The sequence below is a fragment of the Rhizomicrobium palustre genome (assembly GCF_011761565.1).
Taxonomy (GTDB): Bacteria; Pseudomonadota; Alphaproteobacteria; order Micropepsales; family Micropepsaceae; genus Rhizomicrobium; species Rhizomicrobium palustre.
On the sequence record NZ_JAASRM010000001.1, the window covers coordinates 2,784,997 to 2,801,026 of the forward strand.

Sequence of the window (16,030 nt, forward strand, 5' to 3'; positions counted from 1 at the left end):
CTACCGGATGTGATCGAATTTGGATATTTGTGATTGAAGAAGTCAAGCAGAAGTCTTATTTTTGAAGCATAGCTTGGCGAGCGATGCCAAGCGGCGCCGGCCGGCTGGGCTGGCTGATTACGGGGCTTAAAGGCTTCGATCTGGGAATAAAAAGGAAACGGTACCATATGACTGCCAGCGGGCTCGAAACCTCGTGGTTCATTCAGGCCATGATCAAGGCCACCACGGATATGTGGGATAAGGGGTGGGACGAGCGCAACGGCGGTAACGTCACGCTGCGCCTGCTCGACAGCGATGTCGCGCCGTATAAGGACCAGCTTCCGATTAAGCGTAAGCAGGTGATGACGCAGTATGTCCCTGAGCTTGTGGGGCAATATTTTCTTGCCACGGGTTCGGGCCGCTTCTTCCGCAACGTGCAGATCGATCCCGAACATAATATCGGTATTTTCCGCGTTGGCGCTGATGGCCATACGCTCGAGATTCTCTGGGGCTTTGGCGAAACCGGCGTTCCGACGTCTGAAATCGCCGCGCATCTGCAGTCCCATGCCGTGCGCCAGAAGATGGTTGGCGAGAAGCAGCGCGTCATCATGCATTGCCATGCCACCAATCTGATTTCGCTTACCTATGTGCTGCGTTTTGAATCCGCCAATGTGACCCGCGCTCTGTGGGAAGGCTCGACGGAATGCCTGGTGGTGTTCCCGGATGGCGTTGGCGCGCTGGAATGGATGGTTCCGGGTACGGACGGTATCGGTGAGGCGACGGCTGAACTGATGTCCAAGCATCCTATGGTGATCTGGGCGCATCACGGCGTTTTCGCCTGCGGCCCGACGCTGGATGATGCATTCGGTCTCATCGACACGGCGGAGAAATCTGCTGAGATCACGGTGAAGGTGATTTCGATGGGCGGCGTGCGCCAATCGATCACAACCGATCAGCTCATTGCGCTGGCAGAGCGCTTCAAGGTTACGCCCTATGCACCAGCGCTGGAAATCGGCGGCTGGAGCCTCGCTGGTCCAAGCAAGGCATAAGTGATCATCGATGGAGCCTCGGCCCGCTACGCGGTCGAGGTTTCCACAAGAAGAAATTCGGCGCGAGGCGGGCTTACCCCCGCGCCCTCTCCGGGAAGGAACAGAAGTTATGACGATCAAGCGGCCGCTGAATGAAGAGATCATTGCGACCCACAATGCCAAACACAGCGCCGCCATTGATGCGGATTACGCTGCTCTGGCTGCAAAGCTCGCCCGCGTTGGCATCAATATCGACGCCGTCAAGGCGAAGGTTGCCTCTTTCGCGGTTGCCATCCCGAGCTGGGGCACGGCGACGGGCGGCACGCGCTTTGGCCGCTTCCCGATCCCGGGTGAGCCCACCAATGTGCAGGAACGTTTGACCGATTGCGCCGTGGTGCAGCAGCTCTGCCGCGTCACCCCCGGCGTCTCGACCCACTTCCCCTGGGACAACACCTCCGATCCGGCCGCGATGCGCGAAGAGGCCGAAAGCCTTGGTCTTTATTTCGATGCGGTGAATTCCAACACCTTCCAGGATCAGCCCGGCCAGGCAGAAACCTATAAGTTCGGCAGCCTTTCGGCCGCGGCCAAGGCGTCCCGCGAGCAGGCGATCGCCCACAACATCGATTGCATCGAAATCGGCAAGAAGCTCGGCTCCAAGGCGTTGACCGTGTGGGTCGGCGACGGCACCAACTTCCCAGGCCAGCAGAGCTTCCGCGACAGCTTTGATCGTTATCTCGACAGCTCCGCCGCGATCTATGCCGCGCTGCCCTCCGATTGGCTGATGCTGATCGAGCACAAGTTCTTTGAACCGGCCTTCTATTCGACCGTGATCGCCGATTGGGGCGTCAACCTGATGGCCGCCAATGCGCTGGGCGCTAAGGCCCGCTGCCTTGTCGACCTTGGCCACCATGCGCCGAACGTGAACGTCGAGCAGATCGTGTCGATGCTGGATCGCGTCGGCAAGCTCGGCGGCTTCCACTTCAACGATTCCAAGTATGGCGATGACGATCTCGACGCCGGTGCGATCAACCCGCATCGCCTGTTCCTGATCTTCAACGAGCTCGTCGAAGCTGAGCTGCGCGCGCCCAAGGAATTCGCCCCGGCTTACATGATCGATGAATCCCATAACCTCACCGATCCGGCGGAAAGCCTGCTCTCGGCGGCGGAAGCCATCGTCTGCGCCTATGCCCGTGCGCTTCTGGTGGATCGCGTCGCGCTCAAGGCCCATCGCGAATCCAACGACGTGCTGATGGCGTTCAAGACCCTGCGCGCGGCTTATAACATTGATGTGTCGCCGCTGGTGGCCAAGGCTCGCGTTGATGCGGGTGGCGCTGCCGATCCGGTTGCCGCGCTGCGCGAAAGCGGCTGGCGCAAAGCCAAGGCCGCCGAGCGCAAGAGCGAAGTCAATAAAGCTGCTGGCATCATCTAAGCCGCACTCTAATTGGTCAGGAGCGCCCGCCTAACAAGCGGGCGAAGAAAAACATGGTCTTTCGGCTTTGCTTTCCTAAGGTCAATATCAGCGGGGCAGGGGCTTTGGCCTCTGTGCCGGATGAACTCATCGGGGCTGGTTTCAAGCGCCCCTTGATCGTCACCGATAAGGTGCTGGTTGGGCTTGGCGTCGTGGAACCGCTTCTGGCGGGGCTTGCGGCGAAAGGGCTGAAGGCCAAGGTGTTCGACGGCGTGGTGCCGAACCCCACCGTCAAAGAGGTTGGCGAAGGCTTCGCGGCCTTCCGCGACCACGATGCCGATAGCCTGATCGCTGTTGGTGGCGGTAGCCCGATCGACACCGCCAAGGCGATCCGTATCCTCTCCGCCAATCCCGGCCCGATCACGCTCTATAACGGCGTGGGTAAGGTTGGGAAGGAAGGCGCGTTCCTGATCGCGGTGAACACCACGGCGGGTACGGCTGCGGAAGTGACCTCTAACGCGGTCATCACCGATACCGCTGCTGGCTATAAGATGGTCATCATCGACGCCAAGATCATTCCCAATATCTCGGTGAATGATCCTGAGATGATGACCGGCATTCCGGCCGCAACCACGGCCGCGACGGGCATGGATGCTTTGACCCATGCCATCGAAGCCTATGTTGCCAAGGGCGCCCATATCCTAACCGACCATGCGGCTTTGGAATCCATCCGGATCATTTCCGCTTGGCTGCCGAAGGCGGTGGAGAACGGTGCCGATCTCCAGGCCCGTGAGATGATGGCCTATGGCCAGTTTGTCGCTGGTCTTGCCTTCAATAGCGCTGGCCTTGGCTGCGTCCACGCCATGGCCCATCAGCCGGGTGCGCTGAAAAACCTTCCCCATGGGGTCTGCAACGCGATCCTCTTGCCGGTGGTCTCCGCCTTCAATCGTCCGCATGCGGTGGCGCGTTTCGCGCGTATTGCCGCGGCGATGGGCGTCGATACCAGCGCGATGAGCGAGGAAACTGCCTCCTTGGCCGCAATTGATGCCATTCGGGCCCTGTCGGCCAAGGTTGGGATTCCGAAAGGTTTCTCCGTCTTTGGCGTGACCGAGGCGGATTTGCCGCTTTGGGTGACCCAGGCCCAGCAAGATCCCTGCGCCCCGGGTAACCCCGTGGCCATCAGCGATGCTGAAATGTTGGAGCTTTACCGGGAGGCGCTCTAAGGGCTTTGGCAGGAAAAGACCTATTTTATATATGTCTTTTCCTGAATCGCTCATCGCCGATATACTGATTCCCGAAATGCGGTAGATTCAGGTGAAAACATGCACGCGACCGAGCGTGAGCGCGTGATTTTGAGCTTACTTGATGAACAGGGCTTCATCTCGTTCCAAAGCCTTGCCGGTCAGTTATCGGCTTCTCCGGCCACCTTGCGGCGCGATCTGGAGCGTCTCCAGGAAGCGGGCAAGCTGGTCCGGGTCCGTGGTGGAGCACAACTCGCTGCCGACGCGCCTCAGCCGAACAGGGCGCATCTTCAGGGTGTGCCATTTCACGAGAACATCAACCGCTACCGCGCCGAAAAAGAAGCCATTGGCCGCGCCGCCGCCGAGCTCTGTCGGCATGGCGATGCGGTGATCATCGATGGCGGCAGCACCACCTTGCAGATGTGCCCACATCTCGGTCATCTCGAGCTGCAGGTATTGACCAACTCGCTGCACATCGTCAGCGCGCTTTTGCAGCAGCCCAACACCAGTGTCCTCATTCCGGGCGGCACCGTATTCCGGGAACAGAACATCGTTCTCGATCCCTTCGAGGATGTGAAAGCCCAAAGCTTCCATGCCGCTCGTATGTTCTTGGGCTCAGCGGCGATCGGCCGTCATGGCTTGATGCAGAGCGACATCATTCTGGTGCAGGCCGAACGCAAATTGCTGCGCCTCGCCGATGAAGTGGTCGCGCTGATGGATTCGTCTAAATTCGAGGCCTCGGCTGGGCACCGGCTGTGCGAGCTCTCTGACATCCACACCCTCATCACCGATAGCGGCATCACCGATGAATCCGCCAAGATGATTGAGAATGCGGGCATCAAGCTGATTGTCGCCGAGCCGTAACTAGGCACGGCAGCTAGAAGATGCTCGGCAGCGCCAGGAAGACATTTATGAGCTCCGTCTGGCTATGGGCACCCGTTTTTTTCAGCATACTGCGCAGCTGCGTTTTTACTGTTGAAAGCGCTTTTGAGGAGACGCGGGCCGCATCGTGAAGGCTATGGCCTTCAAGCAGTAACGCACCCAGGTGTTCCTCAGCCGGGGTGAACCCGAACAATTCGCCTAGCCGCTCGGTTATGAGTTTTATCTGTCGGCGCATTTCTTTGATGGTGACGAGCACGAATGTTCCGCAGTAAGGCGTGGGCAGAAGTATGCGCCCGCTCGCCGTGATAGGCGCGAAGCTGAGCCCGAATGGATACTTTTCTGCGGGATGCGAGACCAGCATTACGCCGTGGCGGCCCTCTGCAGCACCTCTAACCAGACTTTCCAGATGTGCAGTTTCGAAGGCCCTATGGGCGCAGAGATGTCCGTTTTTCTCTGTGAGGCCATTGGGGCCAGCTAAAATCTCATCCGCTGCGGGATTGCGCCAGTGAATGCGCCGCTCGGTATCAACGATAACCAGACCCTTTGCCATGCTTTGGGCCACTTGCGCACTTGCGAGGCAGCCAAAAACGTCGTGGTTGGTCAAAAGTTCGAGGCTGTGCGCGGTTCGAAGGTGGCGGCGAAGAAGCGAGAGCATCCGAACATCATCTTCCGTGAAGGGCTGGTGTCCTGGACTTCGTCTGAATTGAAGCCGCACTGGTCCAAGCTCGTGTGCACCGATGTCGACCCAAAGTGTATGCCCGTCAATGCACGCAGGTTCGGGTGTAATTCCACATGAAGTGGTCGAGCGGTGTTGGCAATGTTCCGCGGGATTCGAAATTACCGTTACATTGTCTGCATTCAGAAGCTGCTTTACGGCAAGGAGCGCTTTGTTGGCGCTGGCGTCATTCAACTGCGCTTCATAGATGAGGGCGACCGCATTACTGAAGCTGATGAGCGGATCCCACCCGTCATTCTTGTACTCTTGAAAGACGGTCAGGTCGTTCATTCAGTCAAATGATAGCAAGGGTTCGCGCACTCATCCTCTACATCTGAATAGGTCTAGGAGAAGTAGGTACTAGTACCTTCATCCACTTGGATGACCTGGGACTGATTCGACTTAAGATGTTTTGAAATTCCCCATCGCATCTTTGCCTCAACAAACACCCTTCGATGTTGATCGAGCGGTGACGACGAAAACATTGAGCAGCGCGCAACAGGGAACTTTTGGATCATTGGCTGATATGTCGAGCCATTCCCAAAACCGGAGCATCGAATGAGATTGAACTTGAAAATGAAGCTGGGCGCCGCATTTGCGATCGTCTTGGCGATGTCTGCGGCGGGAATGCTGGTAGGCCTGCAGAAGGCAAGCAATCTCAACGAAGCGTTCAACGACGCGGTGGACAACAATGTGGCGCGTATTGTTCTGTCTACGGATATTCGTAAGGATACGCTCCGCGTAGCCTCTGATATCCGCGAGATGATCATCCGCACCGATCAGGTAGGGATGCAGGAAACGGCGCGGACGATTGAAACCGAGGCAAATCACGCCCGGGCAACTGCGGCCCGCTTGCACGAGATCGCAAGTGCCGATGGCAAGCCGATGGTAGAAGCCTTTTTGGGAAGCTTCGATACCTACATGCGCTACATAAACCAGGTAAGTCAGCTCGCGCTCGCCAACCGGAACGAAGAAGCGCACAAGATACTCGTTGAGCAGGCACGCCCGGCAAGGCTAGCCGCAGACGCGGATCTGCAAAAGGTCATCGATCTCAATAACCGACAGCTCGCGCAAGCCAAGAGCGATACCGACACGATGTATGCGATGGCCCGCACGGTGCTTCTGTCGCTGCTGGTCTGCTCGACGCTTGTCGCCTTCGCGGCTGCAGGTTGGATCATCTTTACCATTAGCAAAGCGGTAAACTCGGCTCTCAGATTGGCTACCGCCGTTGCGTCTGGTGATTTGAATGCGACCGCGGCTTCGGCCTCTAATGACGAAATCACTGACCTCATCAACGCGCTAAACAAAATGGTGGCCAAGCTGAAAGACGTTATCGCCACCGTCACCTCGGCGGCGGGCAATGTCGCGTCCGGTAGCCAAGAGCTCTCGGCTGGCGCAGAGCAATTGTCGCAAGGCGCCACGGAGCAAGCCTCGTCAACGGAAGAAGCGTCTTCCTCGGTCGAGGAAATGGCTGCGAATATCAAACAGAATGCCGACAATGCGAGCGAAACCGAAAAGATCGCCCGCCAATCTGCGGAAGATGCTCGCGCAAGCGGTGATGCGGTGAACAATGCTGTCAACGCCATGCAGACGATTGCCGAGAAAATTCTGGTCGTGCAGGAGATCGCGCGCCAGACCGATTTGCTCGCGCTCAACGCAGCTGTTGAGGCTGCCCGTGCTGGAGAGCATGGCAAAGGCTTCGCCGTTGTGGCGGCCGAAGTGCGCAAGCTTGCGGAGCGAAGCCAGAGCGCGGCGACCGAGATTTCGTCTTTGTCGAGTGATACCGCAAAAGCCGCACAGGCAGCGGGGCAGATGCTCGCCAAGCTTGTTCCGGATATCCGGCGCACTGCCGAGCTCGTCTCAGAAATCTCTGCAGCAAGCCGCGAACAGAATGTCGGTGCGGATCAGATCAACATGGCCATCCAGCAGCTCGATAAAGTCACCCAGCAAAACGCCAGCGCCTCCGAGGAGATGTCTTCCACATCTGAGGAATTAGCTGAGCAGGCGGAGCATCTTCAAGCCGCGATTGCCTATTTCCGCGTGGATGACTTTAAGGATTCCCGCGCTCCTGTACGGAGCTCGAGACATACAAAGAATGCCGGCCGGTTGGCGGAGCGCACGAAGAGCAAGAAATCGCCAGATGGTCTTCGTGAAGTAGTGCTTGCATCAGCGCCGCATATGTCACGCAACCTCCAAGGCGGTGGCTTTACGCTTGATCTTTCGGATGGACATGACGGCCTCGACGGCGAATTCAAACGCCAGACGGGCTGATTATGGCGACGGCACCAGAGCCTACCAATCCGCGCGCGCCCCGTAGAGCTTCGTTTCAAGCAGAGCGCCCTTATGGGAATAGTGATGCTTTGTCGGGGCGCGCCTTCGAAAAACTCGCCCGGCTGGTGACGGAGCATACCGGTATCCGTCTGCCTGCCTCCAAAAAGCAGATGGTGGAAGGTCGGCTTCGGAAGCGTGCGCATGCGCTAGGACTGGACGTCTCGGGGTATTGTGACAGCATTTTTGAAAGTGAGACCCCATCGGCCGAGTTTCAGCACGTCGTTGATGCCATCACGACCAACAAGACGGATTTCTGCCGCGAGCCGGATCATTTCGCCTATCTCACTGGCCATGCCATTCCATCGCTGGTGAGCGGCAGACAACGGCTTGTGAAAATATGGAGCGCGGCCTGCTCAACCGGCGCCGAAGCCTACACCATTGCTATGGCGCTGGCTGATTTGTCGGGTAGTTACGATTTTCGCTTTGCCATTCTGGGTACGGACATATGCACGGAGGTTTTGGCGATCGCCGCGCGGGCGATATATAGCCAAGAGATTATCAAGCCGGTTGGCGCCGATTGGCAGCGACGATATCTGATGAAGGGGCGTAAGCTGCCCGAGTTAAGGATCGTCCCCGAATTGCGACAGCGCGTGCACTTCGCTCAGTTGAATCTCATGAGCGCGCAGTATCCCGTCGATCACGATGTAGATATCATTTTTCTGCGTAATGTCCTCATCTACTTCGATAAGGAAACGCAGAGGGCGGTGTTGGGCAAACTCTTACAGCACCTGCGTCCCGAAGGATTTTTATTTCTTGGCCATTCCGAGTCGATGGTCGGCACGGAACTGGGACTTCGCGAAGTGGGCCCCGCCATTTTTCAGCGCAAATAGGATCGCGGCCTCTGCAAAGGTACGACCGCATCACGGTCGATCGGCGGATCGTTCCCGGCGGGGGCGGGGCAGCTAAGTTTTTGATTTCATGGAATGAACTGGTGCCGGAGGAGAGAATCGAACTCTCGACCTACCCCTTACCAAGGGGTTGCGCTACCACTACGCTACTCCGGCACTCGCGGGGCTTTGGGGCCCGGCCTTTCGGGCTTTCAGCCCGGAAGAGGCGCGTCTATATCCCATTGCGTGGCTTAAAGGAAAGGGTTCGTTTGTGCCTTCTTCATCGAAATCCCCAGAGAAACGCGAACGACTTGCCGCAGCCCTCAGGGAAAACCTGAAAAAGCGCAAAATCCAGGCCCGGGGCAGGGGCGAAAATTCTCCTTCGGGGGCGGATTCGGGGGCCCCCCAAGCCTCTGAAGGGGCAGCTGATTCGCCCGAATCGAAGGTGAGCTAGGGCGAGGGGCGGGGTTTCTCCCGTCTGGGTGGGGCGCAGGGGCTCTAACCTGCGAATCTCACCCCGATGCGCGATGCTTTGCCGGGGGGCCAAGATTGCGGCTGTTGGAAAAGCCGCCGCCGCGCTAAAAACGCCGCTTCGTTTCATTTTCAGTTCCGCGTTTGCCGAGGGGCTATGGACAAGATTGTAATTCAGGGCGGGGCCCGTCTTCACGGCGCCATTCCGATTAGCGGTGCCAAAAATGCCGCGCTTCCCCTCATGGTGGCGTGCCTGCTCACCGACGAGACGCTGGTCTTAAAGAATGTGCCCAATCTCGCCGATGTCCGCTTCATGGGCGAGCTTTTGAAGAGCTTCGGCGTGGATGTGGAATGGACCCCGGCCCGCAGTCTGGCGGAGGGCGGCACCTATCGCCTTCAGGCCCGCCATGTCCGCGGCTCAACCGCCGAATACGATATCGTGCGCAAGATGCGGGCGAGCTTCTTTGTCCTCGGCGCGCTGGTGGCCCGCGTGGGCCTTGCAAAGGTCTCTCTGCCTGGAGGCTGCGCCATTGGCGCCCGCCCGGTGGATCTGCATCTGAAGGGGCTGCAGGCCCTTGGCGCCAGCATCGACATCGCCCAGGGCTATGTCTTTGCCGATGCGCCTGCGGGCTTTGTGGGCGGCGAGGTCGTGTTTCCCATCGTTTCGGTCGGCGCCACGGAAAACGTCCTGATGGCGGCAACCCTCGCCAAGGGCACTACCGTCCTGGTCAATGCGGCGCGCGAGCCGGAAATCGTCGATCTCGGCAATTGCCTGATCGCCATGGGCGCGAAGATCACGGGCCTGGGCACCTCCCGCATCACGGTGGAGGGTGTCGAGCGCCTGCATGGCGCCACCCATTCGGTGCTGCCGGATCGTATCGAGACCGGCACCTATGCCATGGCGGTCGCCATTGCGGGCGGTGAGGTCGAGCTGACCAATACCTCGCCGGACCTGATTTCGAGCCTTTTGGACCTTTTACCCCTGGTCGGGGCGGAAGTTTCGTCCACGGGCAGCGGGATCAAGGTTGTAAGAAACGGATCGCGCCCTAAATCGGTATCGGTGGACACCGCGCCGTTCCCCGGCTTCCCGACCGACCTTCAGGCCCAGTTCATGGCTCTGATGGCGACCGCCGAGGGCACGTCGCGCATCCGCGAGACGATTTTCGAGAACCGTTTCATGCATGTGCCGGAACTGGTGCGTTTGGGCGCCGACATCAAGGTGGAAGGCGATACCGCCATTGTCACCGGGGTGGCGAGCCTGACCGGGGCACCTGTGATGGCGACAGATTTGCGTGCTTCCTCTAGTCTGGTACTTGCCGGGCTGGCGGCGAAGGGAACGACGATCGTCAATCGTGTCTATCATTTGGATCGCGGTTTCGAACGGCTGGAAGAAAAGCTCAGCGCGGTCGGGGCCCATATCGAACGGCAGAAAGAATGACGAACACGCTTCTCACCCTGGCCGCGGAAGATGCCGAGGATCTCGAAATCCTCTCTGCAAGGCTGCAGGATGCCGTCGGCAAGGTCGGCGACTTCAAATTCCTGCCCAAAGCGCGCCGCTTTGTGGCGGTGCTCAACCGTTTCCAGTGGGAGAACGGCAAGAAAGGCGATCAGCGCGTCCGCGCGGGTCTGCATTTTGACAATGTGCTGAACGTCCGCTCCAAGAACATCAAGATGGGCGCGCCGGGTGCGATCCTGTCTTTGCTCGCGATCCGCTTTACCCCCGGTGGGGCGGCCGATAGCGAAAATCCGGCGGGGCTCGTTGAGCTTGTCTTTTCCGGCGGCGGCGTAATCGCATTGGATGTGGAGTGCATTTCGGCGGGGCTCGCCGATGTCTCCGGTCCTTGGGCGGCGCGCGGGCGTCCCTCCCACGAAGAGGGGTGATCATGCGGCGCTGGCTGGACGCAACATCAGACGGGTTTGAAGCGGCTTTCACGGAGCTGCTGGGGATGAAGCGCGAGACCGATGAAGATGTCTCCGCCGCTGTGCGGGGCATCATCAAGGATGTCCGCAGCCGCGGCGATGCCGCTCTGGTGGAGCTTTCCAACAAGTTCGACCGCGCCGATGTCACGCTTGAAACGCTCCGCCTGACAGAAGGCGAGATCGCGGCGGCGCGGGAAGATTGCGCCCCCAAAACCTTGGTGGCCCTTGAAACTGCGGCGCGCCGGATCGAGGATTATCACCGCCGCCAATTGCCGCCGGACGCCTCTTACACGGACGAGACGGGTGCCAAACTCGGCTGGCGGTTTACCCCGCTGGATAGTGTCGGGCTTTATGTTCCGGGCGGCACTGCGAGCTATCCGTCCTCGGTGCTGATGAACGCGATCCCGGCCGTGGTGGCAGGCGTCAAACGCCTTGTCATGGTCACCCCGGCCAGCGGCGGGCGGATCAATCCTCTCTCCATCGAGGCGGCGCGCCTTGCAGGGGTGACGGAAATCTATCGCATTGGCGGGGCACAGGCTGTGGCCGCGCTCGCCTATGGCACCAAGACCATCCAAGCCGTCGATAAGATCGTCGGGCCTGGCAATGCCTATGTGGCGGCTGCCAAGCGCGAAGTCTTCGGCACGGTCGGCATCGATTCCGTGGCGGGGCCTTCGGAGATTCTCATCATCGCCGATGCCGCCAATAATCCCGATTGGATTGCTGCCGATCTGCTCTCCCAGGCCGAGCACGACATGTCGGCCCAGTCGATCCTCATCACCGACGATGCCGATTTCGCCCATGCGGTGGATGCGGCGGTAGAAAAGGCGCTGGCGGTTCTGCCGCGCAAGTCCATCGCGGAAGCCTCCTGGCGCGATTACGGCGCGATCATTGTGGTCGAGAGTCTCGCCGCCGCAGCGCCGCTCGCCAACCGCATTGCGGCCGAGCATTTGGAACTCGCCATCGCCGATCCTGAAGGCTATTTGCCCTTGATCCGCCATGCCGGCGCGATCTTCCTGGGGCGCCATACGCCGGAAGCCATGGGTGATTATATTGCCGGGCCGAACCATGTGCTGCCCACCGCGCGCACGGCACGGTTCTCTTCCGGGCTTTCCGTTCTGGATTTTGTGAAGCGCACGACGCTGCTTTCCTTGACGCCGGGCGCTATCGCCACGCTGGGGCCACAGGCGATCGCCCTGGCGGAAGCCGAAGGGCTTTCGGCGCATGCAAGATCGGTCGCAAAACGGCTAGGCGATGACTGAAAACGGCAATTTCCACCTTGTCGGTATCCGCCTCCATCAAAAGGATGGGGATGCCTACAGTGCGGAAATTGCTCGGGAGCGCGAAATAGCCCTTTGCGATCTCGTGGAATGCAACAGCTTCAAGCCGCTTCTGTCGCCCGGTGGGCCTTACGAGCTTGATCTCGGCATTGAGGAAAACCGGCTGATCTTCAATCTGAAGCTGGCCGGCGGCGAGCATCACGGCACCTTCATCATGTCGTTGACCCCGCTTCGGCGGGTGATCAAGGACTACTTCGCTATCTGCGACAGCTACGACAACGCCATTGCCAAGTTGCCGCCGGACAAGCTGGAAGCCATCGATATGGCGCGGCGGGGCATCCACGACGAGGGTGCCTTCATCCTCCAGGAGCGGCTCTCGAGCAAAATCTGCGTCGATGGCGATACGGCGAGGCGCCTTTTCACCCTCATTTGTGTGCTGCATTTGAAGGGCTAGGGCCCCGAAAACCGCTCAAGCTAGGCAAAATTGCGGCCAATGGCGGTTGTAAGCCGCTTTGCCGGTGGATGGGACCCTGCAAACCCTTGCTTTTGGCCGGTTTCGGTGCATTCTCCCGCCCGATTTTCCCCTTAAAAGCCCAAGAGGCCTGATGCCCAAAGAAGAATTGCTCGAATTTGAAGGCGTAGTCAGTGAACTTCTGCCCAACGCGACCTTTCGCGTGACGCTGCAGAACGGACACGAGATTATCGCTCATACCGCTGGCAAGATGCGCAAGAACCGCATTCGCGTGCTGACGGGCGATAAGGTCATGGTGGAAATGACACCTTATGATCTCACCAAAGGGCGTATCACCTATCGCTTCAAATAACCAAAGCGGGCGCCTCGGCCTCGTTTTGGCAAGCGAGAGCCCGCGCCGGAAGGCCTTGTTGGGCCAGGCCGGCATCGTCCCCGACCTCATTCGCGCCGCCAATCTTGATGAGACACCCCTAAAGGGTGAGCTGCCGCGCAGCTATGCCTTAAGGCTTGCCACCGAGAAGGCGGCTAGTGTCGCCGCCAAGCAGCGCGAGCTTTATCCCGCAGGTCCCGCTCTTGTTCTCGGTGCCGATACGGTTGTGGCAGCGGGACGGCGAATCCTTCCCAAACCCGATGACGCAGAGGGGGTACGCGCCTGCCTGTCACTTTTGTCGGGCCGGCAGCATCAGGTGATGACCGCGGTGGCGGTGGTTCTGCCCGATGGCGTGGTCCGTACCCGCGTGGCGGTGACACGAGTTGCGTTCAAAAGATTATTGCCCGCCGAAATCCAGGCCTATGTCGATTGTCGCGAAGGCCAGGGCAAGGCTGGCGGCTATGCCATCCAGGGGCGGGCTGAGGTATTCGTGCGCCAGATCAACGGTTCCTATTCCAATGTGGTAGGACTGCCGCTTTATGAAACCGTGCAGATGCTGCGCGGTGCTGGCTACGGAGGCTGAGATGGAGCTTTTTCGCGAAAGCCCCTTCCTCAACACATTCTTGCTTGTTTACGCGGCGTTGTTCCCGATCATCAATCCGGTCGGCAACGCACCTTTGCTGCTTGGGCTGACGCGTGGCATCAGCGAAGCAGAGCGGCGTATTGTGGTCCGCCGTATCTCCATCAATAGCTTCTTCCTGCTGTTGGGATCGATGGTGATCGGCTCGCATATTCTCGAATTTTTTGGGCTCAGCCTTTCCATTGTGCGTGTCGGTGGCGGCATCGTGGTCGCCGCTTTCGGCTGGGAACTTCTGAATTCCGGCAGTTCCGCCGATGACCGCGCCGCGGCCCATAGCCCCAAGCCGCGCGCGGCTCTCGATGCATTCTACCCTCTTACCATGCCGATGACCGTGGGGCCGGGCGCCATGTCCGTCGCTATCGCGCTGGGCTCGCAGCGCCCCGCCATTCTGGATGCAGCCCATCTCATCGCCCTCGCCACGGCCGCCTTCACCGGCATCCTCGCGGTCTCGTTGACGATTTATCTTTGCTATCGCTATGGCGAGAAGATCGTGGCTTCGCTGGGTTCGAACGGCGTCGCCGTGCTGACCCGGCTCTCGGCCTTCATCCTCTTCTGCATCGGCTTGCAGATCATCTGGATGGGCTGGCACGGGCTGATTGGGCATACGCCCTAGTAATCCCGCGCACCCCGCGTCTATTTGCGCAAATTGCCAGACTGCCCAGAAAATCTCGCGATGGTAGAGCCTTGGGGGAGCCTGCTCGACGCACCATGCGAGCGCCGCGACCGTAAGGAGACATCGCTGTGCCCCCCAACCCCTTGCGCTGATCGCCGAAGGCTCCTAACCACAATTCATGGCCCAAGAAATCCGCATCAATGTGAGCGCGGGCGAGGTCCGGGTGGCTGTTGTCGAAGACGGCCGGCTGGAAGCGCTTAGCTGTACCAGGCTCCTTGGCACGGAAGAGAGCGCCGGTCATGTCGGCGACATCGTGCTTGGCCGCGTCGTGCGGGTGGTTCCTGCGGTGCAGGCCGCCTTTGTCGAGATCGGGCGGGACCGCGCCGGTTTCCTGGGGGCGCGTGAAGCTCGTTGCCTAGCTCCGGCGGAGGGGGAGGTTGAGCTTTCCATCAGCCAGATCCTGCGCGAGGGCGACAAGGTTCTGGTACAGATTGTCAAAGACCCGATTGGTGATAAAGGCGCACGGCTTACGGCGAATGTCACTATTCCGGGGCGGCTTTGCGTTTTCACGCCCTTGCAGCCCGGCGTTGGGATTTCGCGCAGGATCGAGGATGAGGCCGAACGCCTTCGGCTTGCCGAGATTGGCGAGGCGCTCTTTGCCAGCGAGTTCAAAGGCGGCTGTATCCTGCGCACAGCCGCCGTAGGCGCCAGCGAAGAAGATTTGCGTGAAGACCTTTTGCGGCTGGAAGAAGAGTGGGGCGAGATTTCTGCAGCGCGCAAAAGCGCCGGCGTGCCCTCCACCTTGCGCCGCGATTTAGGCCCCATCGAGCGGGCGCTGCGCGACATCGTGCATGACACGACCTCATCGATCCTGATCGACAACGCGGTGGCGGCGGAAAAAGCACGCGCCTATTGCCGCGAGGCGATGCCGGGGGTGGAAGGCCGCATTGCTGTTTATAACGACAGCCTGCCGCTTTTTGCCGATCTCGAAAGCGACATCGATGGCTTGATCCTGCCGCGCGTGCCGCTCAAATGCGGCGGCTGGCTGACGGTGGAAGGGACCGAGGCGCTGACGGCGATCGACGTGAATTCCGGAAGCTTCACTCATTCTTCCGCCGTGGAAGACACAGGTCTCGCCGTCAATCTGGAAGCCGCGGCAGAGATTGGCCGCCAGCTTCGCTTGCGCGGGGTGGGCGGGTTGATCGTGATCGACTTCATCCATATGCGCGAGCCCTCGCATTATGAGCGCGTTCTGGCGGCGCTGGGCCAAAGCCTCGCTCGTGATGGCGTGCCAGTGAATATCGGCAAGGTGACCGATTTCGGCCTTGTGGAAGTGACCCGCAAGCGGGTGCGCGAATCCCTGGTCCAGCTTTGGAGTGAGGATTGTGGCACTTGCCATGGGCTTGGCATTACGCGCCGTCCCGAAGCAGTGGCGATGGATCTTATCCGCCGGGTAGAGGAAACCGCACGCGTTGCGCCGGGCAAACCCATCCTCGTAACCGCGGCACCCTCTGTGATTGCGTGGCTTCTGGTCCATGAAGCTATGGATGCGCTTTCGCGTGCAGGAATTGGTCGAATCAGTTTGGAGGAAGATGCCCGCTACCCGCGGGAAAGATTCGAGGTCGGAACCCGTGGCTGATTACAAACCGGCGACAAATAAATGTCCGATTTGCAAAAAGGACACAGAAGAGGCTTTTCGTCCTTTCTGTTCCAAACGCTGCGCGAATGCAGATTTATTGAAGTGGATCAAAGGCGAATACGCCATCCCCTCCGACGAGCCTCCGTCCGAAGAGGATTTTGATCCTTTTGTCGGTACGTTGCAGTCAGGCAAAGCCCACTAGGGTAAATCTGGGCAA

16 protein-coding genes and 1 tRNA gene are annotated in these 16,030 nt (G+C 59.5%); 15 read left to right on the plus strand and 2 right to left on the minus strand.

Annotation, left to right across the window (positions count from 1 at the left end; all coding sequences use genetic code 11):
- Positions 1-167: 167 nt before the first annotated feature.
- The 4 genes from rhaD (at position 168) to FHS83_RS12385 (ending at position 4,520) form a co-directional block, all read left to right on the plus strand.
- Complete coding sequence (gene rhaD, locus FHS83_RS12370; RefSeq protein ID WP_167083261.1) at positions 168-1,028, plus strand: rhamnulose-1-phosphate aldolase; 861 nt, start codon at positions 168-170, stop codon at positions 1,026-1,028.
- 109 nt (positions 1,029-1,137) lie between these two features.
- On the plus strand, positions 1,138-2,436 hold the full coding sequence (locus FHS83_RS12375; protein ID WP_167083262.1) for a sugar isomerase: 1,299 nt from the start codon (positions 1,138-1,140) through the stop codon (positions 2,434-2,436).
- A gap of 53 nt (positions 2,437-2,489) precedes the next feature.
- The gene (locus FHS83_RS12380; RefSeq protein WP_167083263.1) at positions 2,490-3,638 is read left to right on the plus strand and encodes an iron-containing alcohol dehydrogenase; all 1,149 of its coding nucleotides are present in this window, start codon (positions 2,490-2,492) and stop codon (positions 3,636-3,638) included.
- A gap of 99 nt (positions 3,639-3,737) precedes the next feature.
- Positions 3,738-4,520 (plus strand): DeoR/GlpR family DNA-binding transcription regulator, encoded by a 783-nt coding sequence (locus FHS83_RS12385; RefSeq protein ID WP_167083264.1) that lies wholly within the window; start codon positions 3,738-3,740, stop codon positions 4,518-4,520.
- Positions 4,521-4,533: 13 nt separating this feature from the next.
- Here FHS83_RS12385 and FHS83_RS12390 read toward each other — a convergent pair whose 3' ends face one another.
- Positions 4,534-5,544 carry a helix-turn-helix transcriptional regulator gene (locus tag FHS83_RS12390; protein ID WP_167083265.1) on the minus strand — a complete coding sequence of 337 codons (1,011 nt, stop codon included), beginning with the start codon at positions 5,542-5,544 and terminating at the stop codon, positions 4,534-4,536.
- A gap of 285 nt (positions 5,545-5,829) precedes the next feature.
- On the opposite strand from FHS83_RS12390, the gene FHS83_RS12395 reads away from it, so the two are divergent.
- Together FHS83_RS12395 and FHS83_RS12400 are read left to right on the plus strand one after the other, a co-directional pair.
- Entirely contained in the window at positions 5,830-7,524 is a 1,695-nt protein-coding gene (locus tag FHS83_RS12395) for a methyl-accepting chemotaxis protein (protein WP_243846382.1), read from the plus strand.
- A 2-nt stretch (positions 7,525-7,526) separates the two neighbouring features.
- Positions 7,527-8,414 (plus strand): CheR family methyltransferase, encoded by an 888-nt coding sequence (locus tag FHS83_RS12400; RefSeq protein WP_167083267.1) that lies wholly within the window; start codon positions 7,527-7,529, stop codon positions 8,412-8,414.
- A gap of 99 nt (positions 8,415-8,513) precedes the next feature.
- On the opposite strand, the gene FHS83_RS12405 is transcribed toward FHS83_RS12400, so the two are convergent.
- Positions 8,514-8,588, minus strand: a tRNA-Thr gene (locus tag FHS83_RS12405).
- A gap of 451 nt (positions 8,589-9,039) precedes the next feature.
- On the opposite strand from FHS83_RS12405, the gene murA reads away from it, so the two are divergent.
- The 9 genes from murA (at position 9,040) to FHS83_RS19920 (ending at position 16,015) form a co-directional block, all read left to right on the plus strand.
- A complete protein-coding gene (murA, locus tag FHS83_RS12410; protein ID WP_167083268.1) occupies positions 9,040-10,320 on the plus strand; it encodes a UDP-N-acetylglucosamine 1-carboxyvinyltransferase in 1,281 nt (426 codons plus the stop codon).
- Complete coding sequence (locus FHS83_RS12415) at positions 10,317-10,763, plus strand: DUF2948 family protein (RefSeq protein ID WP_167083269.1); 447 nt, start codon at positions 10,317-10,319, stop codon at positions 10,761-10,763. The genes murA and FHS83_RS12415 overlap by 4 nt, the downstream gene beginning before the upstream one ends.
- Before the next feature lie 2 nt (positions 10,764-10,765).
- Positions 10,766-12,061 carry a histidinol dehydrogenase gene (gene hisD / locus FHS83_RS12420; protein WP_167083270.1) on the plus strand — a complete coding sequence of 432 codons (1,296 nt, stop codon included), beginning with the start codon at positions 10,766-10,768 and terminating at the stop codon, positions 12,059-12,061.
- Entirely contained in the window at positions 12,054-12,533 is a 480-nt protein-coding gene (locus FHS83_RS12425) for a UPF0262 family protein (RefSeq protein ID WP_167083271.1), read from the plus strand. Before hisD ends, FHS83_RS12425 begins: the two co-directional genes overlap by 8 nt.
- 151 nt (positions 12,534-12,684) lie before the next feature.
- Positions 12,685-12,903, plus strand: coding sequence for a translation initiation factor IF-1 (infA, locus tag FHS83_RS12430; RefSeq protein ID WP_167083272.1), 219 nt, complete (start codon positions 12,685-12,687; stop codon positions 12,901-12,903).
- Positions 12,863-13,504 (plus strand): Maf family protein, encoded by a 642-nt coding sequence (locus tag FHS83_RS12435; protein ID WP_167083273.1) that lies wholly within the window; start codon positions 12,863-12,865, stop codon positions 13,502-13,504. Before infA ends, FHS83_RS12435 begins: the two co-directional genes overlap by 41 nt.
- 1 nt (position 13,505) lies before the next feature.
- The gene (locus FHS83_RS12440; RefSeq protein WP_167083274.1) at positions 13,506-14,174 is read left to right on the plus strand and encodes a MarC family protein; all 669 of its coding nucleotides are present in this window, start codon (positions 13,506-13,508) and stop codon (positions 14,172-14,174) included.
- Positions 14,175-14,352: 178 nt separating this feature from the next.
- On the plus strand, positions 14,353-15,813 hold the full coding sequence (locus tag FHS83_RS12445) for an Rne/Rng family ribonuclease (RefSeq protein ID WP_167083275.1): 1,461 nt from the start codon (positions 14,353-14,355) through the stop codon (positions 15,811-15,813).
- Positions 15,767-16,015, plus strand: coding sequence for a DNA gyrase inhibitor YacG (locus FHS83_RS19920; protein WP_167083276.1), 249 nt, complete (start codon positions 15,767-15,769; stop codon positions 16,013-16,015). The genes FHS83_RS12445 and FHS83_RS19920 overlap by 47 nt, the downstream gene beginning before the upstream one ends.
- Positions 16,016-16,030: the final 15 nt, after the last annotated feature.

Bases quoted from the DNA above. Each gene is read 5' to 3' on its own strand.
- rhaD (WP_167083261.1), top strand. From the start codon at position 168: ATGACTGCCAGCGGGCTCGAAACCTCGTGGTTCATTCAGGCCATGATC.
- FHS83_RS12375 (WP_167083262.1), top strand. From the start codon at position 1,138: ATGACGATCAAGCGGCCGCTGAATGAAGAGATCATTGCGACCCACAAT.
- FHS83_RS12380 (WP_167083263.1), top strand. From the start codon at position 2,490: ATGGTCTTTCGGCTTTGCTTTCCTAAGGTCAATATCAGCGGGGCAGGG.
- FHS83_RS12385 (WP_167083264.1), top strand. From the start codon at position 3,738: ATGCACGCGACCGAGCGTGAGCGCGTGATTTTGAGCTTACTTGATGAA.
- FHS83_RS12390 (WP_167083265.1), bottom strand. From the start codon at position 5,544: ATGAACGACCTGACCGTCTTTCAAGAGTACAAGAATGACGGGTGGGAT.
- FHS83_RS12395 (WP_243846382.1), top strand. From the start codon at position 5,830: ATGAAGCTGGGCGCCGCATTTGCGATCGTCTTGGCGATGTCTGCGGCG.
- FHS83_RS12400 (WP_167083267.1), top strand. From the start codon at position 7,527: ATGGCGACGGCACCAGAGCCTACCAATCCGCGCGCGCCCCGTAGAGCT.
- murA (WP_167083268.1), top strand. From the start codon at position 9,040: ATGGACAAGATTGTAATTCAGGGCGGGGCCCGTCTTCACGGCGCCATT.
- FHS83_RS12415 (WP_167083269.1), top strand. From the start codon at position 10,317: ATGACGAACACGCTTCTCACCCTGGCCGCGGAAGATGCCGAGGATCTC.
- hisD (WP_167083270.1), top strand. From the start codon at position 10,766: ATGCGGCGCTGGCTGGACGCAACATCAGACGGGTTTGAAGCGGCTTTC.
- FHS83_RS12425 (WP_167083271.1), top strand. From the start codon at position 12,054: ATGACTGAAAACGGCAATTTCCACCTTGTCGGTATCCGCCTCCATCAA.
- infA (WP_167083272.1), top strand. From the start codon at position 12,685: ATGCCCAAAGAAGAATTGCTCGAATTTGAAGGCGTAGTCAGTGAACTT.
- FHS83_RS12435 (WP_167083273.1), top strand. From the start codon at position 12,863: ATGATCTCACCAAAGGGCGTATCACCTATCGCTTCAAATAACCAAAGC.
- FHS83_RS12440 (WP_167083274.1), top strand. From the start codon at position 13,506: ATGGAGCTTTTTCGCGAAAGCCCCTTCCTCAACACATTCTTGCTTGTT.
- FHS83_RS12445 (WP_167083275.1), top strand. From the start codon at position 14,353: ATGGCCCAAGAAATCCGCATCAATGTGAGCGCGGGCGAGGTCCGGGTG.
- FHS83_RS19920 (WP_167083276.1), top strand. From the start codon at position 15,767: ATGCCCGCTACCCGCGGGAAAGATTCGAGGTCGGAACCCGTGGCTGAT.